This window comes from Bosea vestrisii (assembly GCF_030144325.1).
GTDB lineage: Bacteria > Pseudomonadota > Alphaproteobacteria > Rhizobiales > Beijerinckiaceae > Allobosea > Allobosea vestrisii_A.
The window spans coordinates 2744270-2768627 of record NZ_CP126307.1; the positions used below are offsets into that span (position 1 = coordinate 2744270).

Annotated in this window: 19 protein-coding genes; 12 read left to right on the plus strand and 7 right to left on the minus strand. The window is 66.7% G+C overall.

From position 1 onward, the window contains the following. Positions 1-304: 304 nt before the first annotated feature. The 9 genes from QO058_RS13615 to QO058_RS13655 all read left to right on the plus strand — a co-directional run bounded on the left by QO058_RS13615 (position 305) and on the right by QO058_RS13655 (position 12830). On the plus strand, positions 305-1531 hold the full coding sequence (locus tag QO058_RS13615; protein WP_284172550.1) for a glycosyltransferase family 4 protein: 1227 nt from the start codon (positions 305-307) through the stop codon (positions 1529-1531). After that, the gene (locus QO058_RS13620) at positions 1528-2910 is read left to right on the plus strand and encodes a lipopolysaccharide biosynthesis protein (protein ID WP_284172551.1); all 1383 of its coding nucleotides are present in this window, start codon (positions 1528-1530) and stop codon (positions 2908-2910) included. The genes QO058_RS13615 and QO058_RS13620 overlap by 4 nt, the downstream gene beginning before the upstream one ends. Continuing rightward, a complete protein-coding gene (locus QO058_RS13625) occupies positions 2907-4694 on the plus strand; it encodes an alpha/beta fold hydrolase (RefSeq protein WP_284172552.1) in 1788 nt (595 codons plus the stop codon). The genes QO058_RS13620 and QO058_RS13625 overlap by 4 nt, the downstream gene beginning before the upstream one ends. Further along, positions 4691-5719: a glycoside hydrolase family 5 protein gene (locus QO058_RS13630; RefSeq protein WP_284172553.1), complete on the plus strand. Its 1029-nt coding sequence runs from the start codon at positions 4691-4693 to the stop codon at positions 5717-5719. Before QO058_RS13625 ends, QO058_RS13630 begins: the two co-directional genes overlap by 4 nt. Further along, positions 5716-6867 (plus strand): glycosyltransferase family 4 protein, encoded by a 1152-nt coding sequence (locus QO058_RS13635; RefSeq protein ID WP_284172554.1) that lies wholly within the window; start codon positions 5716-5718, stop codon positions 6865-6867. The genes QO058_RS13630 and QO058_RS13635 overlap by 4 nt, the downstream gene beginning before the upstream one ends. A gap of 128 nt (positions 6868-6995) precedes the next feature. Beyond that, entirely contained in the window at positions 6996-7703 is a 708-nt protein-coding gene (locus QO058_RS13640; RefSeq protein WP_284172555.1) for a GntR family transcriptional regulator, read from the plus strand. 80 nt (positions 7704-7783) lie between these two features. Then, the gene (locus QO058_RS13645; protein ID WP_284172556.1) at positions 7784-9370 is read left to right on the plus strand and encodes an ABC transporter substrate-binding protein; all 1587 of its coding nucleotides are present in this window, start codon (positions 7784-7786) and stop codon (positions 9368-9370) included. A gap of 67 nt (positions 9371-9437) precedes the next feature. Then, entirely contained in the window at positions 9438-11033 is a 1596-nt protein-coding gene (locus tag QO058_RS13650; protein ID WP_284172557.1) for a gamma-glutamyltransferase family protein, read from the plus strand. A gap of 93 nt (positions 11034-11126) precedes the next feature. Beyond that, positions 11127-12830 (plus strand): IlvD/Edd family dehydratase, encoded by a 1704-nt coding sequence (locus tag QO058_RS13655; protein WP_284172558.1) that lies wholly within the window; start codon positions 11127-11129, stop codon positions 12828-12830. 208 nt (positions 12831-13038) lie between these two features. On the opposite strand, the gene QO058_RS13660 is transcribed toward QO058_RS13655, so the two are convergent. The 7 genes from QO058_RS13660 to QO058_RS13690 form a co-directional block, all read right to left on the minus strand. Continuing rightward, positions 13039-14007 carry an ABC transporter ATP-binding protein gene (locus QO058_RS13660; protein ID WP_284172559.1) on the minus strand — a complete coding sequence of 323 codons (969 nt, stop codon included), beginning with the start codon at positions 14005-14007 and terminating at the stop codon, positions 13039-13041. Beyond that, complete coding sequence (locus QO058_RS13665; protein WP_284172560.1) at positions 14000-14983, minus strand: ABC transporter ATP-binding protein; 984 nt, start codon at positions 14981-14983, stop codon at positions 14000-14002. The genes QO058_RS13660 and QO058_RS13665 overlap by 8 nt, the downstream gene beginning before the upstream one ends. Next, positions 14980-16485 (minus strand): amidohydrolase family protein, encoded by a 1506-nt coding sequence (locus QO058_RS13670; protein WP_284172561.1) that lies wholly within the window; start codon positions 16483-16485, stop codon positions 14980-14982. The genes QO058_RS13665 and QO058_RS13670 overlap by 4 nt, the downstream gene beginning before the upstream one ends. Beyond that, the gene (locus QO058_RS13675; protein ID WP_284172562.1) at positions 16482-17681 is read right to left on the minus strand and encodes an amidohydrolase family protein; all 1200 of its coding nucleotides are present in this window, start codon (positions 17679-17681) and stop codon (positions 16482-16484) included. The genes QO058_RS13670 and QO058_RS13675 overlap by 4 nt, the downstream gene beginning before the upstream one ends. Positions 17682-17710: 29 nt before the next feature. Beyond that, complete coding sequence (locus tag QO058_RS13680; RefSeq protein ID WP_284172563.1) at positions 17711-18646, minus strand: ABC transporter permease; 936 nt, start codon at positions 18644-18646, stop codon at positions 17711-17713. Further along, the gene (locus QO058_RS13685; protein WP_284172564.1) at positions 18636-19628 is read right to left on the minus strand and encodes an ABC transporter permease; all 993 of its coding nucleotides are present in this window, start codon (positions 19626-19628) and stop codon (positions 18636-18638) included. The genes QO058_RS13680 and QO058_RS13685 overlap by 11 nt, the downstream gene beginning before the upstream one ends. A 174-nt stretch (positions 19629-19802) precedes the next feature. Beyond that, on the minus strand, positions 19803-21371 hold the full coding sequence (locus QO058_RS13690; protein ID WP_284172565.1) for an ABC transporter substrate-binding protein: 1569 nt from the start codon (positions 21369-21371) through the stop codon (positions 19803-19805). A gap of 186 nt (positions 21372-21557) precedes the next feature. Here QO058_RS13690 and QO058_RS13695 point away from each other — a divergent pair, with 186 nt between their 5' ends. The 3 genes from QO058_RS13695 to QO058_RS13705 all read left to right on the plus strand — a co-directional run bounded on the left by QO058_RS13695 (position 21558) and on the right by QO058_RS13705 (position 24354). Beyond that, the gene (locus tag QO058_RS13695; RefSeq protein ID WP_432212047.1) at positions 21558-22319 is read left to right on the plus strand and encodes a GntR family transcriptional regulator; all 762 of its coding nucleotides are present in this window, start codon (positions 21558-21560) and stop codon (positions 22317-22319) included. Next, the gene (locus QO058_RS13700) at positions 22316-23020 is read left to right on the plus strand and encodes a flavin reductase family protein (RefSeq protein WP_284172566.1); all 705 of its coding nucleotides are present in this window, start codon (positions 22316-22318) and stop codon (positions 23018-23020) included. The genes QO058_RS13695 and QO058_RS13700 overlap by 4 nt, the downstream gene beginning before the upstream one ends. A gap of 89 nt (positions 23021-23109) precedes the next feature. Then, positions 23110-24354, plus strand: coding sequence for an aminopeptidase (locus QO058_RS13705; protein ID WP_284172567.1), 1245 nt, complete (start codon positions 23110-23112; stop codon positions 24352-24354). Positions 24355-24358 lie beyond the last annotated feature (4 nt).

Here is a 24358-nt window from a genome sequence, read left to right on the forward strand (position 1 = left end):
TTACAATTTTATCAAAATATTAGTTGTCACGAATATTTGATAATTAACTAAATAACCACGCGCCTGCAAAAGGAATATTTCGCTTTGCTGCGGTCGATGATAGTTCAATATTTACGAAAGTTGGCGGTATCGGAAGCCCTTTTCGATTCTGCGGCCGCGATCCGCACGATCCCGTTCACGCTCCGTTTACAACAGGAAGAAATCCCCCGGCCACGCCAACGTTTGCTTAGCTCGTGCCGGGTATCCCTAAAAAAGGAAAGGCCGGCTCAGCAAACGCGCCGTGACGAGGACAGGTCCAGACCGCATGCGTATCCTGATGGCCTGTGCAGCTTTCCCGCCCTTCATCGACGGTGGCGGGCCGATCTCGGCGATGATTGTCGCCAAGCTGCTGCGTGCCGCCGGCCATGACCTGACCGTGGTGAACGTCTCCGGCGAGGACCGGCACGAGGTTTATGAAGGTGTGCCGGTGCATCGCCTGCGCTCGCTCAACATCGACTGGAACTACCGGCTGCCGCGATCGGCCTGGAAGAAGGCGATCTGGCATGCGCTGGAGAATTTCAACCCTCGTGCCTTCCTGGTCATGCGTCGCGAGATCAGGCGCCTTCAGCCCGACATCGTGCTGACCGACTCGATCGAGAACATCAACGTCGCGACCTGGGCCGCGGCGAAGAGCTGCGGCGTGCCGGTCGCGCATATCCTGCGCAGCACCTTCCTGCTCTGCTGGAAGGGCAGCATGTGGCGCGATGGCGACAATTGCGGCCGTGCCTGCGTGTCCTGCCAAGCGACTTCGTATGGCAAGAAAGTGAATTCGCGCTTCGTGGACGCGGTCATTGGCGAGACGAACTTCATCATCGGCCGCCATACCGAGCACGGCTATTTCCCGAACGCGACCACGCATCCGATCCCCGGCGCGATCGCGCCTGTACCCGGCGCCCTGCCTCGCACCGCACCATCCACTCATCGCCCGCTGCGCGTCGGTTTCATCGGTGTCCACGATCCGATCAAGGGCCTCGACACCCTGGCGGCGGCCGCTCACCGGCTCGCAGGCGAGCCGGTCGAATTCCTGATCGCCGGCAGTGGTCAGAGCGAGTACGCGCAGGCACTGCCCGGCCGCTTCCCTGCCCATAACACCCGCTTCCTCGGCTGGACCAAGCCGGACGAGTTCCTGCCGCAGATCGATATCCTGGCTGCCCCCTCGCTATTCCGCGAGCCCTTCGGCCGGGTGGTGATCGAGGCCTTCGCCCATGGCGTCCCGGTGATCGGCGCGAAATCCGGCGGCATCCCCGAAACGATCCAGCCCGGCTTCAATGGTGCCCTGTTTGAGCCAGGCGACGATGCCGCACTGGCGGAGGCGATCATGGCCTTTGCCCGCGACCGCACACTCGTCGCGACGCAATCGGCAGGCGCGCTCGCCGCGGCGGCCCGCTACACGCCGGATCGCATTGCCGCTGCCTATGGCACCGTCTTCGACAGCCTTGTCGGCAAACCGGCCGAAGGCGCCCTGCTGCAACCGCAGGAAGCGCGCCCATGAAGGCGCTGCTCGAACTGGCCTGGACCGGCGCGGGTCGCTTCCTGCCTGCCTTCTCTTCACGCTTCAGCAGCACGTTGCTGAGCTTTTTCGTGCTGCTGGCCGCGAGCCATTTCCTGCCGACGCAGGAATACGGGCTCTACGTCTTCCTGTTCTCGATCGGCAGCGCGCTCGGGCTGATCGCCGTGCTCGGCCAGCAGATCCTCGTGGTCAAGCATTATCGCCGGACCGAGGCGAGCGGCCACCCGCTCAACCAGGCGCTTCTTGGCGTCAACGCCCGCTGGCTCGCGCTCGGCTGTTTCGTGCTGCTGGCTGCGGCACTGCCGCTCTGGCTCTTCGCCGAGGAGCTGCCGTCGACCTACCATTACCTCTGGCTCGCCTTCGTCTTCGCCGCGATCTTCGCACTCAGCGAATACCTGCAGAACTATTTTCGCATCCATGGCCGCATCAACATGTCGCTGGTGCCGCGCGAGATCGTCTGGCGCGGCAGCTCGATCCTGTGCATTGCCGCCGCCGGCTTCGGCGGCATCCTGACGGGTGGCGCGGGGGCGATGGCGATCATCACCGGCCTGCTCGCCGCGACCACGCTCTATCAGGGCGCCTGCTTCCTGCACGACGAGGGGCTGAGCTGGTTCAAGGCGAAGGATCGGGTGCCATCGCAGACACATGCGGACTGGCGCCGCGAGAGCGGCTACTTCATCGCCAACAACGTCCTGAACTCGGCCTCGGCCTATCTCGAGACCATCCTGATCGGCGCCCTGCTCGGCCTGAACGAAGCCGGCTTCTATTTCGTGGCGCTGCGCATCGCCATGCTGCTGATGCTGCCGCTCGCGGCGATCGACACCGTCGGCATTCCGATGATCGCCGCCCGCTTCCAGAAATCCGATACGGCCGGCGCGCAGTTGCTGATCGGTCGGCTTTCCTTCGCGAGCTTCTGCATCTCGCTTTTGGGCGCGCTGGCGCTGGCCGTCGTCGCGCCCTTCATCCTGCATTTGTTCAATCCGGAGTTCGTCCGGCATGCCGATGTGCTGACCGCGCTCTGTGTGCTCTCGGTTTCGCTGTCCTTCTTCGGCCCCGGCTCCTGGCTGTTGATGATCGGCGGCGGCGAGCGCTTCTTCCTGATCGCGCGGGCGATCATGTTCGTGCTCTACCTTGGCCTGCTCTACGGGCTGGCGCGGGTCGGCGGGCTAATGGGCATCGCCATCGCCGGCCTGATCTTCAGCACCGCCTCGAGCCTCGCCGCCTGGTATTGGATCAAGCGGAAATGGCGCATCGACAACATGGCCACCGCCTTCATCCGGCCCTTCCTCTTCGGCGGCGCGCCCGCGGACGAGGCAGCCCCGCTGCCGACAGCCCGCGCCACTGAGGGAGCCGGCCGATGACGATCGCCGCAGCCTATCGTATCGATCCGGCCAGCGAGCTGTCGGCGACGACGCCGTCGCCCTTCGGCATGCCGGTGACCTTCGGCCGCAGCGTGGGCGTCTTCCATACCGGCCACGCCCCGTTCGCGGTGCTGATGCTCGGTGCCATCGGCTATGAGGAACTCTGCCTGCGCGCGACCTGGCGCAGCCTGGCGCAGGCGCTGGCGGACAAGGGCATCGCCTGTCTGCGCTTCGACTATCCCGGCCAGGGCGACGCCCAGGAAGCCGCCGACCCGCAAGGGCTGGACGACTGGTTCGAGACGGTCCGCGTCGCCGCGGAGCTGCTGCGCCGTTCCAGCGGCTGCGAGCGCCTTGTCCTGCTCGGCCAGGGGCTCGGCGGAACGCTGGCGCTCAGGCTCGCCGAAGATCTCGCGCCGATCGCGGCGACCGTCCTCATGGCGCCGGTCGGCAACGGCAAGCGCTATCTGCGCGAACTCTCGGCCTGGACGCGCATCGTCTCGGACCGGATCGGCATCGGCACGGACCCGGACGACGATACACGCTGCGCCGTAGCAGGCCTGCGCATCGCGCCCAGCCGCCTGCCGGCGATCGCTACGCTTGGAACAAGCGCGCTTACGCAAGCGCCGTCCGAACAGATCCTGCTCTTGTCCCGGCCCGGCCATGGCGGCGATGCGGCTCTGGCAGAGGCTCTCACCGGCCTCGGCGCTGCCGTGACGCAGTGCGTCTATGAAGGCTACGAGACGCTGACCACCGACCCGACCGCGGCCCGCCCGCCCAAGGCGACGATCGCTGGTATCGTCGACTGGATCGCGGAACGCGCCGAGGCGGCAGGCTCTGCTCCCGCAGGCATCGGGACGCCTCAGTTGCCCGGCCCGGCGGAAGGCGTGCTCGGCGACGGCTTCGTCGAGCGCCCGATCCGCTTTGGCCCCGAAGGGCGCCTCTTCGGCGTGCTCTGCGAGCCGCTCGGGCAAGCCGCGCGTGAGCCGGTGATCTTCGTCAATGCCGGCCGCGACTATCATATCGGCTGGGCCCGGGTCAGCGTGCATCAGGCGCGCGCCTTCGCGGCGCGCGGCATCGCCTCGCTGCGCTTCGACGCCAGCAGCGTCGGCGACAGCGGAGCGATTGCTGATGGGCCTGAGGAAATCCTCTATTCGCAAGCGCAGATCGACGATGTCCGCCTCGCCATCGATGCCATGCAGGCGCGCGGTTTCGACGCCCCGGTCCTGATCGGGCGCTGCAGCGGCGCCTACGCCGCCTTCCACGCGGCCGTCATCGACGCGCGCATCCGTCGCCTCATCATCGTCAACAATGAGCGCTTCGTCTGGGACCCCGACGAAAGCGTCGAGGATGCGATCCGCTATGCCCATCGCAGCGCCGGCGATCTCGGGGCGACGCTGGCCCGCAAGGGCGGTTTGCGCCGCCTGCTCACCGGAAAGCTTCGTGTCGGACCGGCCGGGCGCTATCTGATCTACCGCTATCGCAAGCGGTTTTCGGTCAAGCTCGCACCGGTGCTCGGCCGATTGACCAAGCATGGCCGGCTCCATCACCAGTGCCATCGCCATTTCGCCGTGCTGGCCGAGCGCAAGGTCGCACTATCGCTGCTCTATGCCGATGGCGATGTCGGCCTGGCCGAGCTCCAGACCTATTTCGGCGAAGCGGGCAAGGGGCTCGCCGCCTATCCGAACGCCTCGCTGACCATGCTCGCCGACGCCGACCACAACTTTACGCATCTTGCGGCCGGGCGCCGCCTGCTTGATGCGCTGCTCAGGATCGTTGCGCCGTGAGATCACTCATTCTCGTCCTGGCGGTGCTCGCCGCCTTGCCCGCGCAAGCCGAAATTTGCCTGCGCGGCGTCAACCTGTCAGGCGCCGAGTTCGGCGATCTGCCGGGCAAGGTCGACACCGACTATACCTATCCCAGCGAGGCGGCGATCCAGCGCCTCGGCAAGCTCGGCATGAGCGCCGTCCGCCTGCCCTTCCGCTGGGAGCGCATCCAGCCGCAGCTGAAGGGCTCGCTGGAGATCATGGAGCTTGCCTATCTCGACCAGACGATCCGCCGGATCGAGGAGGCCGGGCTCGTTCCCATCATCGACCTGCATAATTACGGCTATTACGCCAAGAAACAGCTCGGCTCGGCCGAGCTCCCAGCCGAAGCGCTGGCCGATATCTGGGGCAAGCTTGCGCAGCATTACCGCGACCGTCCCAAGCTCGTCTTCTCGCTGATGAACGAGCCCTACGACATCAACAGCGCAAACTGGGCCAAGATCCAGAACGTTGCCATCGCCGCGATCCGCAAGGCCGGCGCAAAGCAGCTTTTGCTGGTCACCGGCACCGCCTTCGGCGGCGCCCATAGCTGGACCTCCGATCTGCCCGTCGGCAACAATGGCCGCGATCTGCTCGGCGTCGTCGATCCGCTCGACCGTTACGCCTACGACTTCCATCAGTATCTCGACGCCGACTATTCCGGCCGCGCCCCGGAATGCTCGGCCGCGGCCGGTGCACTGAAGGGGATCGACGACGTCACCGCCTGGCTCAAGACACATGGCCGCCGCGGCTTCCTCGGCGAGTTCGCCGCCTCCAATCGCCCTGAATGCCTCACGGCCCTCAGGCAGATGGTGACGAAGCTCGACGCCAGCCCGCAGCAATGGCTGGGCTGGACCGCCTGGGGCGCCGGGGCCTGGTGGCCGGCGGATTACATCTTCAACCTGGATCCGACCCCGGCCGGCGAGCGCCCGCAGATGAAGCTGCTGACCCAGCGCTTCAAGGCGAAGAAGCCGACTGCCATTTGCGGCCCGGAGGCCAAACCGTGACCATCCCGTTCTCCCACCGCTCGGCGCCCGCAGTGCCGGTGGGCACGCGCATCGTCCATGTCGTGCGCCAGTTCCTGCCCAATCGCGGCGGGCTCGAGGATGTCGTCGCCAATCTCTGCCGGGCGCAAGCCGCGCTTGGCCTACGTCCGTCCGTGGTGACGCTCGATCGCCTGTTCTCGCGCCCGGACCTCGTCATGCAGGCGAACGAAATCATCGACGGCATACCCGTCACCCGTATCCCCTTCCGCGGCTCGACGCGCTATCCGCTCGCGCCGCAGGTGTTTTCGCATCTGCGTGATGCCGACCTCGTCCATGTCCACGCGGTCGACTTCTTCTTCGATGCGCTTGCCCTCGGCTGGCTGCTGCATCGCAAGCCGCTGGTCGCCACCACCCATGGCGGCTTTTTCCACACCGGCGACTTCGCCCGCCTGAAGACGCTCTGGTTCAACGGCCCGACCCGGCTCTCGGCGCAGGCCTATCGCGGCATCGCCGGCTGCAGCACGAACGACGCGCGCATGTTCGAACGGATCGCGCCCGGCAAGGTCCGGGTGATCGAGAATGGCGTCGACCTCGATAAGTTCGCCGGCGCCTCCAGCCCGGAGCCGCAGCGCCGCCTCGTCAGCATCGGGCGCTTCTCCAAGAACAAGCGCCCAGACCGGCTGATCACGATGATGGCGGTGCTGGCGCAGCGTGAACCGGGCTGGCATCTCGACATGCTCGGCGTCACCTCGGACTGGACCGAAGAGGCGCTGCGGACGGCGATCGCCAGTGCCGGCATGGAACAGAACGTGACGCTCCATCTCGGCCTGGACGACGCCGCGGCACGGCAGGTGATGAGCCGCGCCTCGTTCTTCGTCTCGGCCTCCGAATTCGAAGGCTTCGGGCTTGCTCTGGTCGAGGCGATGAGCGCCGGACTCGTGCCGATCGTGCAGCCCAATGCCGCCTTCGCAGGCCTCGCTAGCAAGTTTCCCGTCGTCCGGACCGTCAACTTCGCCGATTCGGAGGAAGCGGCGGCGGCCGTCGAGCAGGCCCATGCCGATCTCGTCCGCTTCCCCGGCAACACCCGCCCGCGCCTCTCGGACCTCGCCTCCTATTCTTGGAACGAGGTCACCCGTCGCTATCTCGAGTTCTACGCCGCGGCGCTCTGACCCCTCGACGCAGCCACTCTCCGCCGGCGCAAGGAAACCCTTGCGCTCGGCCGGCTTCTCGCTTTGTAATAGTGGATACACTCATACAAAGCTGCTGATCGGGTACCGGCGGCGCACAGGGGAACGGAATGAGCTTCGCCTCGAAAGGCATGGCCGCCACCGCGCAGGACGAGGCGTATCGCGCCATCCTGCAGGACATCCGCAGCGGCCGCTATCAGCCTAGCGAACGGCTGATCCCCGAGACGATCGCGCGCGAGCTCGCGATGAGCCGCATGCCGGTGCGCGAGGCCTTCCAACGCCTCGCCAATGAGGGGCTCGTCCTCATCCGTCCCAATCGCGGCTGCGTCGTCTCCGGCCTGACCATCGAGGAGATCTACGAGCTCTTCGAGATCCGTTCGGTGCTCGAAGGGCTGGCCGTGCGCCTGGCCATGCCGCGCTTCGATGCAGCCGCGCTGGCCGAGCTCGACGATCATGTCGTCCGCATGCACCGCGCCGGCACGGCCGGCGGCGCCGACTGGCTCGGCAAGCACCAGGAATTCCACGCCTATATCTGTGGCCTGAGCCGGCGGCCCAAGCTCATCGCCCAGATCGCGGCTCTGCATATCGCCGTCGAGCCCTATATGCGCGTCTGGCTCCACCACGTCGCCCAGCCCGCTCACGCCACCGAGCGCCAGGACGAGGTCGTCGAGGCGATCAGGACCGGCGACGCCGAGCATGCCGAGGCGGTGATGCGCGATCACGTCCTGCGCACCGCGCCGCGTCTCGCCGAGTTCCTGCGCAGCCGTGGCCAGGCGGCAGGCGCTCCAGCGTCCCTGCCGGCCAGCACCCAGATCTGAACCAAACGACGCAGCGGCTCGCCAGAATGCCGCGCCCCGAGGACGCCCGAGGGTCAACCAAAAGAACGAGGGGATTAACGATGGATCGACGCCAATTCCTGAAAGCCTCTGCCGCGACGGTCTTCCTGCCGGCAGCACCGCATCTCGCCAGCGCGCAGGATGCCAAGACCCTACGCTTCGTGCCCTATTCCGACGTCGCGATCATCGATCCGATCTGGACCAACGGCTATTCGACCCGCACCCATGCGCTGCTCGTCTGGGACACGCTCTACGGGCTCGACGACCAGTTCCAGCCGCAGCCGCAAATGGTCGAGGGCCATCTCGTCGAGGATGACGGCAAGCGCTGGACGCTGACGCTGCGGCCCGGCCTCGTCTTCCATGACGGCAGCAAGGTGCTGGCGCGCGACGCCGTCGCCTCGATCAAGCGCTGGGGCGTGCGCGACACCTTCGGCCAGGCGCTGATGGCCGCGACCGACGAGCTCTCGGCGCCGGACGATCGCACCATCGTCTTCCGCCTCAAGGCGCCGTTCCCGCATCTGCCGGCAGCACTCGCCCGCCCGAGCGCCCTCGTCGCTGCGATCATGCCCGAGCGTCTCGCCCAGACCGACCCGTTCAAGCAGATTCCGGAGGCGATCGGCAGCGGCCCCTATCGCTATGTCACCGCCGAGCGCATCGCCGGCGCACGGCATGTCTATGCAAGGCACGAGGGTTACGTTCCGCGCCCGAGCGGCACGCCGAGCTTCACCGCCGGCCCGCGCACGCCCTATCTCGACCGTATCGAATTCGTCGTCATGCCCGATGCTGCGACAGCGGTTTCGGCGCTGCAGACTGGGGCGGTCGACTGGGTCGAGCAGCCGATCATCGATCTCCTGCCGCTGCTGCGGAAGGACCCGAACATCGTCGTCGAGGTCAGGGACCGGACAGGCATGGCCGGCCAGTTGCGCCTGAACCATCTGCAACCGCCCTTCAACAACCCGGCGATCCGCCGCGTCATCCTGAAAGCGATCGACCAGGAGGATTGCATGAACGCGGTCTGCGGCGGCGATCCCCAGGTCGAGCGCGGCAGCATCGGCTTCTTCCCGAACAACTCGCCGATGGCGTCCGACGTCGCGGCCAAGGCCCTGAAGGGCCCGAAGGATTTCGGCAAGCTCAAGCAGGAACTCGTTGCCGCAGGCTACAAGGGCGAGCGAGTCGTGTTCCTCGCAGCGCAGGATGTGCCGCGCATCGCCCTGGTCTGCGATGTCGCCGCCGATGCGCTGAGTAAGATCGGCGTGAATGTCGACTTCGTCGCAGCCGACTGGGGCACGGTGCTGCAGCGCATCGGCAATCGCAGCCCGGTCGAGCAAGGCGGCTGGAGCTGCTACATCACTTACTGGTCCGGGCTCGATCTCGGCTCGCCGGCGACGAGTTCGCCCTTACGCGGCAACGGCGCCAAGGGCAGCCCGGGCTGGCCCGACAGCCCGCAGATCGAGGCGCTGCGCGCCCGCTTCCTGACCGCCGGCGATCCGGCCGAGCAGAAAACGATCGCCCGCGAGATCGAGCTGCAGGCGATGCAGGATGTGCCTTACGTCCCGGCCGGCCAGTATTTGCAGCCGGTCGCCTACCGCAAGAACCTGACGGGCATGCTCAACGGCGTCCCTGTCTTCACCAATCTCCGCAAGGGCTGACCGCTCTTCGCTTCCTTCCCCGATGGCCGGCAACCGACGCCGGCCAGGTTTCCACGAAAGCCTTTCCATGCGTGACCTCGAGCTCCCCGGGCGTTCCCTCGCCATCAGCCGCAATGCGATGGCCGCGACCTCGCATCCCGCCTCGACGCTTGCCGCGCTCGACATCATGAAGGCCGGCGGCACTGCCATCGACGCTGCCATCGCCGCCTGCGCCGTGCAATGCGTGGTCGAGGCCGGCTCGACCGGCGTCGGCGGCGACTGCTTCGTGCTCTATGCGCCCGGCGGCTCGACCGACGTCATCGCCTATAACGGCTCGGGCCGCGCACCCGCCGCCGCGACGCTGGATTGGTACGAGAAAGCCGGCATCGCCACGCTGGAGCGGCATTCGCCGCATGTCGTCACCGTGCCGGGCGCGATCGACGCCTGGACCCGGCTCAACAAGGACCATGGCCGTCTGCCGCTCGCCGAAATCTTCGCACCGGCGATCGCCTATGCCCGCGACGGTTACGCGCTGACGCCGCGCGTTGCCTACGATCTCGCCGCCCAGCGCGACCTGCTGATCCAGGACGCCAACGCCGCCGCGACCTTCTTGGTCGACAGGCAGGCACCGCCGGCCGGCACCGTGCAGCGGCAGCCGGCCCTGGCCGAGACCTTTGAGGCGATCGGCCGCGAGGGCCGCGACGCCTTCTATCGCGGCGATGTCGCCCGGGAGATGGTCGATTATCTCAAGGCTGCCGGCGGCTTGCATACGCTCGATGATTTCGCCGGCGCCGAAGGCGAATACGTCGCGCCGATCAGCGCCAGCTTCCGTGGCCGCACGGTCTATGAATGCCCGCCCAATGGGCAGGGCGTGATCGCGCTGCTGATCATGAAGATCCTCGAACGCTTCCAGCCCAAGGGCGGCCCGCTCGCGGTCGAAAACCTGCATATCGAGCTGGAGGCGACCCGCCTCGCCTACGCTGCCCGCGACCGTTTCCTCGCCGATCCCAGCAAGGCGCAGGTGCCGGTCGAGCATCTGCTATCCGACAAGCTCGCCGACGAGCTCGCCGGCCTGATCGATCCCGACCGCGCGCTCGATCCGCTACCCGTCATCCCCGGCGGCGCCGAGCACAAGGACACGGTCTACATCAGCGTCGTCGACAAGGACCGCAACGCGGTCTCCTTCATCAACTCGATCTTCTCGCCCTATGGCAGCGGGCTGATGACGAAGAAATCCGGCGTGCTCTTCCACAATCGCGGCCAGAGCTTCGTGCTGAAGCAGGGTCACCCCAACGCGATCGCCCCGCGCAAGCGGCCGATACACACCATCATCCCCGGCATGCTCGCCGAGAACGGCCGCGTCGTCATGCCTTTCGGCGTGATGGGCGGGCACTACCAGGCGATGGGCCACGCCCATTTCCTGGCCAAGCTCTTCGACCACGGCCTCGATTTGCAGGAAGCGATTGACCTGCCACGCCTCTTCCCGCTGCCCGGCACGAACACGGTCGAGACCGAAAGCCGCCTGCGCGACAGCGTCGCCGCGGCGCTCACAGCCCGCGGATTCGACGTGCAGCCGCCGAAATCGCCGATGGGCGGCGCCCAGGCGATCTGGATCGACTGGGAGAAGGGCACGCTGATCGGCGGCTCCGACCCGCGCAAGGACGGCTGCGCCCTCGGCTACTGAACCCGGCGCGAGGCCGCCCTGCACCAGGCGGCCTCGACAGCGCCGGCGATCCCGGCAAGCTTCTCCTCAGAACAAATCCAGGGAGAAGCGGGCATGGCGGACGACAAGCCAAAGGGGCGCGGCATCGCCGGCGGGCTGACCAATTATGGCGACCCGCAGTTCGCAGCCTATCTCCGCCGCTCCTTCGCCCGCTCGATGGGCTATTCCGACGAGGCGCTGGCGCGGCCGATCGTCGGCATCGCCAACACCTATAGCGGCTTCAATAACTGCCACCGCCACTTCCCCGAATTGCTCGACGCGGTGAAGCGCGGCGTGCTGATGGCCGGTGGCCTCCCCGTGGAGTTTCCAACGATCTCGCTCGGCGAGGTCTTCCTCAACCCGACCAGCCTGAAGTTCCGCAACCTGATGGCGATGGGCACGGAGGAGATGATCCGGGCCCAGCCGATCGACGCCGTCGTGCTGATGGGCGGCTGCGACAAGACCGTGCCGGCGCAGTTAATGGCGGCGCTCTCGGCCAATGTCCCGGCTGTCCAGCTCGTCGGCGGGCCGATGTCGACCGGCCGCCACAAGGGCGAGCGCTTGGGCGCCTGCACCGATTGCCGCCGCTTCTGGGCCCGCTTCCGCGCCGGCGAGATCGACCGGGAAGAGATCGACGTCGTCGAGGGGCGGCTCGCCACCACCGCCGGCACCTGCGCCGTGATGGGCACCGCCTCGACCATGGCCTGCATCGCCGAGACGCTGGGGCTCGCTTTGCCGCGCTCGGCCGCGATCCCCGCTGTCCATGCCGATCGTTTGCGCTGCGCCGAGGCGAGCGGCAAGCGCGCGGTCGAACTGATCGGGACGCAAACCTTGCTGCCTCGCCAGATCGTCACCGAGCAGGCGATCGAGAATGCCTGGCGCGTGCTGCTGGCGATCTCCGGTTCGACCAATGCGGTGGTGCATCTCACCGCGATCGCCCGTCGCGCCGGCATCAAGGTCGATCTCAATCGCCTCAACCGGCTCTCCGACGAGACGCCGGTGCTGGTCAACCTCAAGCCGGTCGGCAACAACTATATGGAGGACTTCTTCGCCGGCGGCGGCGTGCCGGCCGTGCTCCGCGAGCTGCGCGACCTGCTGCATCTCGACTGCCTGACGATCACCGGCAGGACGCTGGGCGAATTGATCGACGAGCCTCTGCTCGACCAGCTCGACCGCACGATCATCCGCTCGCGCGAAGACCCGGTCGATCCCGATGGCGGGCTCGTCGCCGTGTTCGGCTCACTCGCGCCCCGCGGCGCCATCGTCAAGCGCGCTGCGGCCGAGAAGCGCCTGCTCGAGCATGAGGGCCGCGCCGTCGTGTTCTCCTCGCTCGAAGACCTCTCGGCCCGCATCGACGATCCTGATCTCGATGTCGGCCCGGACGACATCCTCGTCCTGCAGCATGCCGGCCCGAAGAGCCCCGCCGCCATGCCGGAAGCCGGCTATCTACCGATCCCGCGCAAGCTCGCGGCCAAAGGCGTCAAGGACATGGTCCGCATCTCCGACGCCCGTATGTCCGGCACCGCCTATGGCGCGATCGTGCTGCATGTCGCGCCGGAGGCGGCGGTCGGCGGCCCGCTTGCCCTCGTCCGTAATGGCGACCGGATCAGGCTCAGCGTCGCCGAGCGCCGGCTCGACCTGCTGGTCGATGCGGCCGAGCTTGAGGCCCGGCGGGCTGCCTTGCCGCAGCCGTCCCCAGTCAAGCGCCGCGGCTATGACCGGCTCTATGACGAGCACGTGCTCCAAGCCGACGAAGGGGTCGATTTCGACTTCTGCTGAACCTTTGCGTCCTTCCGGGGCGCCGCGCAGGGGCGAGCCCGGAATCCATGAACCCAGTTCTTACCGGTTGCGCGGGAGCCCTCTCCCGGAACGGGGGAGGGTTGGGAGGGGGCATTCCGCCGACGTTGTTCTATGTCACGCCGGCTCCCTCTCCATCTCTCCCCCGTTCCGGGAGAGAGGGCCGGTTGCGGTTCCCTGCTAGCTCGCATCAAGCCAAGTGACAGGCGATCTCCAGCGCGCCTTCGCGACGCAGGGCCGGTGCCTCGACACGGCAGCGCTCGACCGCCTGGACGCAGCGCGGATGAAAGGCGCAGCCCGGCGGTGGTGCGATCGGGCTCGGCACCTCGCCCGACATCGGCCGGCGCTCGCGGTTCGGCTTCTCGACATCGGGGATCGTGTCGAGAAGCAGCCGCGTATAGGGGTGGCGCGGCCGGCCGAAGACCTCTTCCGCCGGTCCGCTCTCGACGAAGCGGCCGAGATACATGATGGCGAGATGGTCGGACATGTGCCGGACCACCGAGAGGTTGTGGCTGATGAAGAGATAGGTCAGCCCGAACTCCTTCTGCAGGCGGACCATCAGATTGAGGATCTGCGCCTGCACGGAGACGTCGAGCGCCGAGGTTGGCTCGTCACAGACGAGGAAATCAGCCTCGGTCGCCAGCGCCCGCGCGATCGAGATGCGCTGGCGCTGGCCGCCGGAGAACTCGTGCGGGAAACGGCTCGCATCTGCCCGCGACAACCCGACGATCTCCAGCAGGTCGCCCACGCGGGCGGCCGTCTCGTTCTCGTCCTTGCGCAGCTTCAGTTCGCGGATCGGCTCGGCGATGATGTCGCCGACGCGCCAGCGCGGATTGAGCGAGGCATAAGGATCCTGGAAGATCATCTGCACCCGCGGCGGCCCGACCGTGCCGTCGGCGCGCTTGATGTCCTTGAAATCGAGCAGGCCCTGCGTCGGCCTCTGCAGGCCGACGACCATGCGCGCCAGCGTCGACTTCCCGCAGCCGGATTCGCCGACGATGCTGAAGGTGGTGCCGCGCGCCACGCTGAAGGAGACGTTTTCGACCGCGCGCAGGATGCGCCGCGGCTCGTGCGAGAACAGGCGCGACAGGGCCGGAGCCGAAACGTCGAAGCGACAGGAAGCCGATGTGACTTCGAGGATGGTGTTCGCCTCAGTCATGAGCCATCTCCCGCAGCGGGAAATGACAGGCGGCGGCATGGCCGGATACCGGCAGGCCGGGCTTGGTCTGCCGGCAGAGATCGGTGGCGAAGCCGCAGCGCGGGTTGAAGGCGCAGCCGGCGGGAATGGCGTTCAGCCGCGGCATCGAGCCGTCGATCTGGTTGAGCTGCGCATTGCGGCGATGCACGCTCGGGATCGAGGCCATCAGCCCGGCGGTGTAGGGATGCCGCGGCCGGCGCGTCACCTCCTCGACCGGGCCGATTTCGACGATGCGCCCGGCATACATCACCGCGACGCGGTCGGCCGTTTCGGCGATCACGCCCATATCGTGGGTGACCAGCATGATCGCGGTGCCGTGCTCGCGGCAGAGCCGCTTCAACAGGGTGGTGATCTGCGCCTGGATCGAGACGTCGAGCGCGGTCGTCGGCTCGTCGGCGATGATCAATGTCGGCTCGGCGCAAAGCGCGAGCGCGATGACGACGCGCTGGCGCATGCCGCCGGAGAACTGGTGCGGGTAATGGTCGATCCGCGTTTCGGCGGCGGGTATGCCGACCTCCTTCAGCAGGTCGAGCGCCCGCTTGCGCGCCTCCGCCTTGCCGACCGGCAGATGCGTGGTGATCGTCTCGATCAATTGCTCGCCGACGGTCAGGAGTGGGTGCAGCGAGGTCAGCGGGTCCTGGAAGATCGCGCCGATCCGGCGGCCGCGCAGCTTGCGCATCGCCTCGGCCGGCAGATTGTCGATGCGCTGGCCGGAGAGCTTGATCTCGCCGCCGGCCAGACGCCCCGGCGGATCGAGCAGGCCGATCACCGCCGTCCCGGTCAGCGATTTACCGGCGCCGGACTCTCCGACGACACCGAGGATTTCGCCCGGCGCGATCTCGAAGGAGACGCCGTCAAGCGCTGTCAGCGGGCCGCGCCGCCCGTCGAAGACGATGCGCAGGTCGCGGACCGAGAGCAGCGCTGTTTGGGCGTTCACGCAGCGTCTCCCTTACGTTCGATCGCGTAGCTCGACGAGAAGATCTCGCTCATCGACGGGTTTCCGAAGGTGCGCTGCGGATAGCGCGCCATCACGCCCTCGAACTGCTCTTGCGCACGGGCATTGTCGGCGGCCTCGTCGATGCCTGGGATGACGCGGTCCTCCATGACGAAACGCCCGTCGATGATCACGGTCTGGACATCGCGGCCATGACCGGTGAGGAGCATGGTCTGGATCGGGTCGATCACCTGGCCGCTATGGGGCCGGTCGAGTTCGAAGACAGTGATGTCGGCGCGCGCGCCGGGCTGGAGCCGGCCGAGATCGGGCCGGCGGAGTGCATCCGCACCGCCGATGGTGGCCGCGTCGTAATAGTCCTCGCTGCGCACAGCGGTCGCGTTGCCAGCCATGGTCCGCGCCAGGATCATGCCGACCTGCAGGTTCATGATCATGTCCGGCGGGCTCGTGTCGGTCCCCATGCCGATCTTCAGGCCCATGGCGCGGTAGCGGCCGAAATGGTCGATGGCATTGCCATGCCGGCCGGAGACCAGCGGGCAGTGCACGATCGCCGCGCCGGCATCGCGGATGATTTCGAGATCGCGGCCCGACCGCTCGACAAGGCGGCTGCCGGAAACGACCGTGCCGTGCGGGAGCAGGCAGCGTTCGTTGAGGAAGCCGAGACTCTCCAGCCATTCCGGCGGACTCATGCCATGCTGGGCGAGGACGAGATCGTATTCGACCTTCGACTGGCAGCAATGCAGCCGCACGGGAACGTCGAGATCGCGCCCCGCTGCAGCAGTGCGCTGCAGCAGCTCGGCAGTCGAGGTCTCGATCCGGTCCGGCGCCAGCATGGTGCGGATCAGCCCGCCAGCTGCGCCCTCATGCGCCCGGCAGAAGGCAATCGCGGCGTCGAGTTCGGCGAGGCCCCGCGGCTCGTCGTAATGGGTGACGATGCGCCCATCGGCGTCGACCAGCTGGTTGCCGGTGCGATAGCCGGGGCCGAGATAGGCGCGCAGGCCTAGCGAAGCGGCAGCTTCGGCCGCATCCTTGAACTCCTGAACCGTCTCGCCCCAGGCCCGGTAGAACAGCGAGGCGATCGGCAGCGCCGTGGTGATGCCGTTGCGGATCAGCGTCGCGAAAGCGTGCTTCTTCTGGAAGGCCAGCTCCTCGCGCGAATACATCTCGTAGGGGCCGGCTTCGAGATAGCTGCGCGGCCAGACCCGGCCCTTCTTCCAGGCGGGCTGGTTGTCATAGGCGAGGATGGTGGTGTCGAGATCGGAGAGCGCGTCGAGATCGACGAAACCCGGCCCGATCACCGCGTTGCCATAGTCGATCCGCCTGGCGACCTCGCCGGGAAAACGATGGCCGATGAAGACGACCTCTCCATCCTCGAAGACGATCTCGCCGTTCTCATAAAGACGATGGCGCCCGCCGCTATGGCCGACGAGCCAGCGGGCGGTCAGGAGGATGCGACCCTCAGGTCGCTTGGCGGCTCGCAGTGTCACGGCATGGTCCTGATCGAGACGCCGTCGCGGGCGACGATCTTGCCGCGCTTGATCACGCGGCGCTGCGCCGGGCGGGTCGCGACGGCTTCGGCGATCGACTCGGTCGGCAGCACGACGAGGTCGGCGACACAGCCGACATCGAGCCCGTAACCTGCGATCTCCATCACCCTGGCGCCTTGCGTGGTGCAGACGTCGAGCGCCAGCCTGACCTCATCATCGCGGCGGAAGTTGTTGCGCAGCCCGACGAACATCGCCCGCTCCAGCATGTCGCCATTGCCATAGGGGCTCCAGGTGTCACGGATGCCGTCGGAGCCCGAGCAGACGCGCACGCCGGCCTGCAGCAGCTTCTTCACCGGCGGGGCCGGGCGGCTCGCCGGCGCGGTCGTCATGATCGCGATGTCGAGCTCGGCGAGTTGATCGATCAAGGGATCGATCAAGGCCGGGTCGGGCGTGCCGAGGCAGAAGGCGTGGCTGACCGTGACCTTGCCGGTCATCCCGAGCGCGCGGGTGCGCTCGATGATCATGTCGAGCGAAAAGGCGCCGACCTCGCCCGGCTCGTGCAGGTGGATGTCGAGCGGCTTGCCATAGCGCTGGCAGAGCCCGAAGACGGCGTCGAGATGGCCCTTCGGATCGCGGTCGATCGTGCAGGGGTCGAGCCCGCCGACGATCTCGCAGCCGGCCTGCATCGCCTGGTCCATCAATTCGAGCGTGCCCGGCCGGCGCAGCAGGCCCGATTGCGGGAAGGCGACGAGTTCGATGTCGACGATGTCGCGATAGGCATCGCGCGTCTTCATCACGCCCTCGACGCCCCACATCCCGTGCTCGGTGTCGACATCGACATGGCTGCGGATATGGGTCGTGCCCTTGAGCGAGGAGAGGATGCTCTGGCGGGCGGACTGGCGCGCGGGATCGATGTCGAGCCGCCTCTTGTTCATCCGCTCGTTGTCGATCTTGTCGAGCAGCCTGGGGCCGACCTCGTTGGTGTACCAGGGTAGGCCGAGCAGGCTCTTGTCGAGATGGGTATGGGCCTCGACCAAACCGGGGATGACGATCTCGCCCTTGCCGTCCTCGACCGCGATGTCGGCCGGCGCGGCAAGATTCGCGCCGACCTGCGTGATCGTGCCGTTCTCGATCAGGAGATCGACGGCCTTGCCGGCATAGGGGCGGACATTGCGGAGCAGCAGGGAGGCGGTCATCGCAGGCGTATCCTCTTGGTTTCTTGTCGTCAGCGCAGCTTCGGATTCAGCGCATCGCGCAGCCAGTCGCCGAGCAGGTTGACCGAGAGGACGATCAGGCCGAGCTGCAGCGAGGGGAAGACGACGAGCCACCAGGAGCCGGAGAACAAATACTGGTTGCCGATCCGGATCAGCGTGCCGAGCGAGGGCTGGGTGATCGGCATGCCGACGCCGAGGAAGGACAGGGTCGCTTCCGACAGGATGGCGAGGCCGAGATTGAGCGTGGCCGCGACCATCACCGGCGTCAGCGTGTTCGGCAGGATATGTCGGCGCATGATCCGGCTGGCGGGAACCTTGATGATGCGCGCCGCCAGCACATACTCCTTGCGCCGCTCGACCATGGTCGAGGCACGAACCGTGCGGGCGTACTGTACCCAGTTGGTCAGCGCGATCGAGACGACGAGCACCGCCGCGGCAAAGGGATCGCGCAGCGCCGGCGGCAGCAACTCGCGGAAGATCGCCGAGACCAGGATCGCCATCAGCAGCGTCGGGATAGACAGCACGGTGTCGCCGAGCCGCATCAAGAGGTTGTCGATCCGCCCGCCATAGAAGCCGGAGACCAGCCCGAGCGAGACGCCGATCACCATCGAGACCAGCACTGCCGAAAAGCCGATGATCAGCGACACCCGCGTGCCGTAGAGGATGGCGGAGAAGACGTCGCGCCCTTGCGGATCGGTGCCGAGCAGGAAGGGCCACTCACCGTCCTGCGACCAGATCGGCGGGATCTCGGCCTTGTCGATGAATATCTGCGCGAGGTCGTGCGGGTTCTGCGGTGCGATCAGCGGGCAGAACAAGGCCGTCAGGATCAGGATCGCTAGCACCAGCGCCGAGAGCCAGGCCGCCGGCGTGCGCCGGAAGCTCCAGCCGACGTCGCTGTCGAGGAAGCGGCGCAGGCGCCCGGGCTTGGCGGCGGCTTCAGCGGGCATTGGCGCCTCCCGAAAGCGCATCGTCGCGTAAGCGCGGGTCGACCCAGGCATAGGTCAGGTCGACCAGCGTGTTGAGCGAGACGAAGATGAAGGAGACGACGATCAGGTAAGCCGCCATCACCGGGATATCGACGAAGGTGACGGCCTGGACGAAGAGCATGCCCATGCCCGGCCACTGGAACACCGTCTCGGTCACCAGTGCGAAGGCGATCAGATTGCCGATCTGCAGGCCGGTCACCGTGATCACCGGCATCAGGCAGTTGCGCAGCGCGTGGCGGAAATGCACGGCGCGTGAAGGCAAGCCCCTGGCGCGGGCGAAGCGGATGAAGTCGGTCCGCATCGTCTCCAGCATCTCGGCGCGCACCAGCCGCATCACCAGCGTGATCTGGAACAGCGAGAGCGTGATGCCCGGCAGGATCAACGCCTTGCGACCAGACGCGGTCAGGAACCCGGTGCTCCACCAGCCGAGCTGCACGACCTCGCCGCGGCCGAAGGCCGGCAGCCATTGCAGGTTCACCGAGAAGACCAGGATGAACAGGATGCCGAGTGCGAAACTCGGCAGCGAGACGCCGAGCACGGAGATGAATTGGAGGGCCTTGGCGAGCAGGCTGTCGCGCTTGATCGCGGTGTAGACCCCCAGCGGAATCCCGACCGCCAATGACAGGAAGGTCGCGACCAGCACCAGCTCGAAAGTCGCAGGGAAACGCTCGGCGATCAGCGTGAACACCTCCTGCTGGTTGCGATAGGAGATGCCGAAATCACCGCGCACGGCATTGCCGACGAAGGTCGCGAACTGCAGGACAAAGCCCTTGTCGAGCCCGAGTCGGACGCGCAGTTCATCCCGCTGCGCCTGGCTCGCCTGCTCGTTCAGCATCAACTCGACGGGATCGCCGACGAAGCGGAAGGTCAGGAAGGCGAGGAAAGCCACCGCCAGCATGACGCCGGCAGCATTGATGAAGCGCTTGAAGAGGAAGGCCGGCATCGTCGTTCGACTCCCTTGAGCTGCGCGAACCCAGTCTGTCATTCCGGGACTTCGCGCAGCGAAGAACCCGGAACCCACGACTGGGTGACGTGAGTCAGAGCGGCAATCGCGGCCACTCGCCCGGTCGTGGGTTCCGGGTTCGCGCCTGCGGCACGCCCCGGAATGACAGGGAGATCACTTCATCATGGTCAGCCACAGCCTCGGCTTGTTGTCCGAGGCCTGGACCGTCGAGGCGATGGTGTTGCGCATCGCCCAGGCCATCGGCTGCTGGTGCAGCGGGATGAAGAGATGCTCGGCCTTGGCGATCTTCAGCGCCTCCTTCATCATCTCGATGCGCTTTGGCGTATCGAGCTCGACGCCGGCCTTGTCGACCAGCGCGTCGATGCGCGGATCGCCCCAATTGCCCCAGTTGAATACGCCGCCCGTGCCGCTCTTCGAGCGCAGCACCTGCACCAGCAGCGAATAGGCGTCGATCATCGGCTCGTTGGCCCAGCCGAAGGAGATCACGTCGAAATCGCCCTTGACCCGCTTCGGCGTCTGCTGACTGCGCGGCGCCAGGCTGAGGTTCGGCTTCAGGCCCGCCCGGGACCACATCGCCGCCACCGCCTGGCAGAACTCCTCCTCGTTGACGAGGGAGTCGCTCTGGCAGTTCATCGTGAAGGAGAAGCCGTTCGGATAGCCGGCATCGGCGAGCAGCTTCTTGGCGCCGTTGAGGTCGAAGGGCAGGCGCTCGTCCTGCGACGGTTCGTAACCGGGGATAGCCGGGGCGACGAGCGCGCCGGTGTTGCGCGAGAGGCCGCGCATCGCCCGCTTCTGCACCGCGTCGATGTCGATGGCGCGGTAGAGCGCCTCGCGGACCCGGACATCCCTCAGCGGGTTCTTGTCCTTGACGTCGCTCTCGACCAGCTTGTCGGTCAGGTTGAAGGCGAAGAAGACCGAGCGCAACTCGTTGGTCTGCAGCACCTTGACCTCGGTCGAGGCCGTGAGGCGCGGCAGGTCCTGCAGGGGCGCGACATTGGTGAAGTCGATCTCGCCTGAGAGCATCGCCGCGACGCGGGTCGAGGCCGAGGCGATCGGCAGGAACTCGATCACGTCGATGTTGTGCTGCGGCTTGTCCCACCAGTTCGGGTTCTTGGCATAGACCGTCTTGGAATCGGCGCGGCGGCTCTCGACCTTGAACGGGCCGGTGCCGTTGGCGTTGTCGGTCGCGTAGCCCTTCACCCCCTTGCCGGAATCGGTGGGGAGCAGTGAATTGTTCGCGACCAGCCATTCCTTGTCGAAGATGAAGATGTTGGTGAGATCGTTGAGCAGCAGCGGATAGGGTCCGTTGACCTCGATCTCGACGGTCAGGTCGTCGATCTTCTTCGAGGATTTGTAGGCCGGCAGATTGCCCTTCAGCGGCGAGTCCGCATGTGTCACCCGCTCGAGCGAGGTGATGACGTCGTCGGCGGTGAACGGGTTGCCGTTATGAAACTTGACGCCCTGGCGCAGCTTGAAGCGCCAGACCGTCGGCGAGACCGTCTCCCAGCTCTCGGCCAGCGCCGGTTCGATCTTGAGGTCGCCGGTATAACGCACCAGCCCCTCATAGACGTGATTCAGCACCGAGAGCGTGAAGGTGTCGCCATACGAGTAGGGATCGAGCGAGGCGATCTCACGCGCCGAACCCCATTTCAGCGTCTTGGCTTCGACTGCGCCATTCAATGCGAACGCGGCGACGGCCGCCAGCAACCAGGCCTTCTTCATCGAACTCTCCCCTTTTGTTGCTTGCCGCCGGCCCGCCTTGCGCACCGGGGAATGCCGTTCAGTTGCCACCTCTGTGATCATCGTGGCGCTTTTCGCGTCATCTTGTGTGCGATCATTGAGCATACTTGCATACGACAGAAGGATCGTATTGTATGCGATTATTGAAGACAAGCGGAAACTCGATCGATGCCGCGCCCTGCCCGACCACCCATAGCGAACAAGCCGATGACCAATGGCAAGGAGACCGGGACACGCGGGGCAGTGCCGCGCGCGCAGGCGGTCTACAAGGCGTTGCGGCGTGCCATCATCGAGCAGGCACTGAAGCCCGGCATGAAGCTCCCAGAGGATTCGATCGGCGAGCAGCTCGGCGTCAGCCGCACCTTGGTACGCGAGGCCTTCGGGCGGCTCGCCGTCGAGGGCTTGGTCGAGCTCAAGCCCAATCGCGGCGCCAATGTCGCCTATCCGACGCTCGAGGAGGCGCGCGACGTCTTCGATGTCCGCCGCGGACTGGAGCGGCTCGTCGCCGAGAATTTGGCAGGGCGGCTGACCGCAGCGCAGGCGGCCGAGCTCGAAGCCCATGTCCGGCTCGAGGAGAAGGCGCATGGGCAGGACGGGCCTGAATCGATCCGTCTTTCCGGCGAGTTCCACATCCGGCTCGCCGAGATGACCGGGAATGCGCTGCTTCTGCGCTATGTCCAGGAAGCGTCGTCGCGCTGCTCGCTGATCCTCGCCATCTACGGCCGGCCACATTCTTCCGAATGCGCCGTCTCCGAGCATCGCCAATTGATCGAGGCGCTGCGCGCTGGTGACGCCGCCCGCGCCGCCGCGCTGATGGACCATCATCTCCAGTCCGTCGTCACACGCGCTTTGCTGGCCCCGCGCGCCGAGCGCGACATCCGCGACGTGCTCGCCCCCTATGCCTTGAGCGAAGGATTGACCCCATCGTGACCCAGACGCTGACGCAGGACCGGCCGGCCGCCGCCGAGATCGTCACCTTCGACTTCGCTGCGTTGACCCCGCGCGAGCGCTACAAGCTGCTGATCGGCGCTGTGGTGCCGCGCCCGATCGCCCTGGTGACGACGATCGACGCCAATGGCGTCGTCAACGCCGCGCCGTTCTCGTTCTTCAACTGCCTCTCGGCCGACCCGGCGATCCTGGCGCTCGGCGTCGAATACCGCCAGACCGGCGGGCAGAAGGACACCGGCCGCAATGTCCGCGAGAGCCTCGCTTTCACCGTCAACATCGTCTCCGACGCACTACTCGACGGCATGAACGCCTGCGCTGTGCCGTTCGAGCCCGGCACCGACGAACTCGCCGAGGCCGGCCTGACCGCCATGCCCGGCGTCAAGGTGCCTTGTCCCTGGATCGGCCAGGCGCCGGCCGCTTTCGAATGCCGCCACCACACCACGCTCGGCATCGGCAATTCGCGCGAAATCATCCTGGGCGAGGTCGTCTATGCCCATTTCCGCGCCGATACGGTCGATAAGGTGAAGCACTATGTCGACCCGGTCGCGCTCGATGCGATCGGCCGCATGGGCGGGCATGGCTATGCCACGACACGCGACTATTTCGACCTGCCGACCATGTCGGTCGCCGACTGGCGCGGCGACCGCTCCAGGGCCCGGCGTACCCGGCCCGCCCGGCGCTGAGCGAATGCACCGCCCGCATCGGAGTGGTTGACCCGCGCCGGATTTCCGCCAGCAATGCGGCCTCGAAAACAAAATCCGACGAGGCCCTCATGAACAAGCACGTCTCCGGCATCGATGCCGCCAAGCTCGACAGGCTGGCCGAGGTCGCCATCCGGATCGGCCTCAATCTCCAGCCGGGCCAGGATCTCTTCCTGACCGCCCCCGTCGCGGCGCTGCCATTGGTCCGGCGCATCGCCGAGCACGCCTACAAGGCCGGCGCCGGGCTGGTCACGCCGATTCTCTCGGACGAGGCAGTGACGCTGGCGCGCTATCGCTTCGGCCAGGATGACAGCTTCGACCGCGCCCCGTCCTGGCTCTATGAGGGCGTCGGCAAGGCCTTCGCCGCCAACACCGCGCGCCTCGCCATCGTCGGGGACAATCCGATGCTGCTCGCCGAGCAGGACCCGGCCAAGGTCGCACGCGCCAACAAGGCGAATTCGATCGCCTACCAGCCGGCGCTGGAGAAGATCGCCAATTTCGACATCAACTGGAACATCGTCTCCTATCCCGGCGCGGCCTGGGCCCAGCAGGTTTTCCCCGATGATGCCGAGGAGGTCGCGGTCGCCCGGCTGGCCGAGGCGATCTTCGCGGCATCGCGCGTCGACCGCGACGATCCGATCGCCGCCTGGGCGCAGCACAACGCGGCGCTGGCGCAGCGCACGAAATGGCTGAACGGCCAGCGCTTTTCCGCGCTGCATTTCACCGGCCCGGGGACCGATCTCACCATCGGCCTCGCCGACGGGCATGACTGGCAGGGCGGTGCCTCGACCGCGAAGAACGGCATCACCTGCAACGCCAACATCCCGACCGAGGAGGTCTTCACGACCCCGCATGCCCGCCGTGTCGACGGCCACGTCTCCTCGACCAAGCCGCTCTCCTATCAGGGCACGCTGATCGACAATATCCAGGTGCGCTTCGAGGCCGGGGCGATCGTCGAGGCCAAGGCGAGCCGTGGCGAAGAGGTGCTGAACAAGGTGCTCGACACCGACGAGGGCTCGCGCCGTCTGGGCGAGGTCGCGCTGGTGCCGCACTCCTCGCCGATCTCGCAGAGCGGCATCCTGTTCTACAACACGCTCTTCGACGAAAACGCCTCCTGCCACATCGCGCTCGGCCAATGCTATTCGAAGTGCTTCATCGACGGCACCAAGCTGACGCCGGAGCAGATCGCGGCGCAGGGCGGCAATCGCAGCCTGATCCATATCGACTGGATGATCGGTTCCGGCGAGGTCGACATCGACGGCGTCGAGCCCGACGGCAGCCGCGTTGCGGTCTTCCGCAAGGGCGAGTGGGCCTGAGGCC

Coding starts and splice junctions, on each gene's coding strand:
- QO058_RS13625 (WP_284172552.1), top strand. CDS start 2,907: ATGACGATCGCCGCAGCCTATCGTATCGATCCGGCCAGCGAGCTGTCG.
- QO058_RS13675 (WP_284172562.1), bottom strand. CDS start 17,681: ATGACCGCCTCCCTGCTGCTCCGCAATGTCCGCCCCTATGCCGGCAAG.
- QO058_RS13685 (WP_284172564.1), bottom strand. CDS start 19,628: ATGCCGGCCTTCCTCTTCAAGCGCTTCATCAATGCTGCCGGCGTCATG.
- QO058_RS13615 (WP_284172550.1), top strand. CDS start 305: ATGCGTATCCTGATGGCCTGTGCAGCTTTCCCGCCCTTCATCGACGGT.
- QO058_RS13645 (WP_284172556.1), top strand. CDS start 7,784: ATGGATCGACGCCAATTCCTGAAAGCCTCTGCCGCGACGGTCTTCCTG.
- QO058_RS13690 (WP_284172565.1), bottom strand. CDS start 21,371: ATGAAGAAGGCCTGGTTGCTGGCGGCCGTCGCCGCGTTCGCATTGAAT.
- QO058_RS13660 (WP_284172559.1), bottom strand. CDS start 14,007: ATGACTGAGGCGAACACCATCCTCGAAGTCACATCGGCTTCCTGTCGC.
- QO058_RS13640 (WP_284172555.1), top strand. CDS start 6,996: ATGAGCTTCGCCTCGAAAGGCATGGCCGCCACCGCGCAGGACGAGGCG.
- QO058_RS13655 (WP_284172558.1), top strand. CDS start 11,127: ATGGCGGACGACAAGCCAAAGGGGCGCGGCATCGCCGGCGGGCTGACC.
- QO058_RS13650 (WP_284172557.1), top strand. CDS start 9,438: ATGCGTGACCTCGAGCTCCCCGGGCGTTCCCTCGCCATCAGCCGCAAT.
- QO058_RS13680 (WP_284172563.1), bottom strand. CDS start 18,646: ATGCCCGCTGAAGCCGCCGCCAAGCCCGGGCGCCTGCGCCGCTTCCTC.
- QO058_RS13695 (WP_432212047.1), top strand. CDS start 21,558: ATGCCGCGCCCTGCCCGACCACCCATAGCGAACAAGCCGATGACCAAT.
- QO058_RS13705 (WP_284172567.1), top strand. CDS start 23,110: ATGAACAAGCACGTCTCCGGCATCGATGCCGCCAAGCTCGACAGGCTG.
- QO058_RS13620 (WP_284172551.1), top strand. CDS start 1,528: ATGAAGGCGCTGCTCGAACTGGCCTGGACCGGCGCGGGTCGCTTCCTG.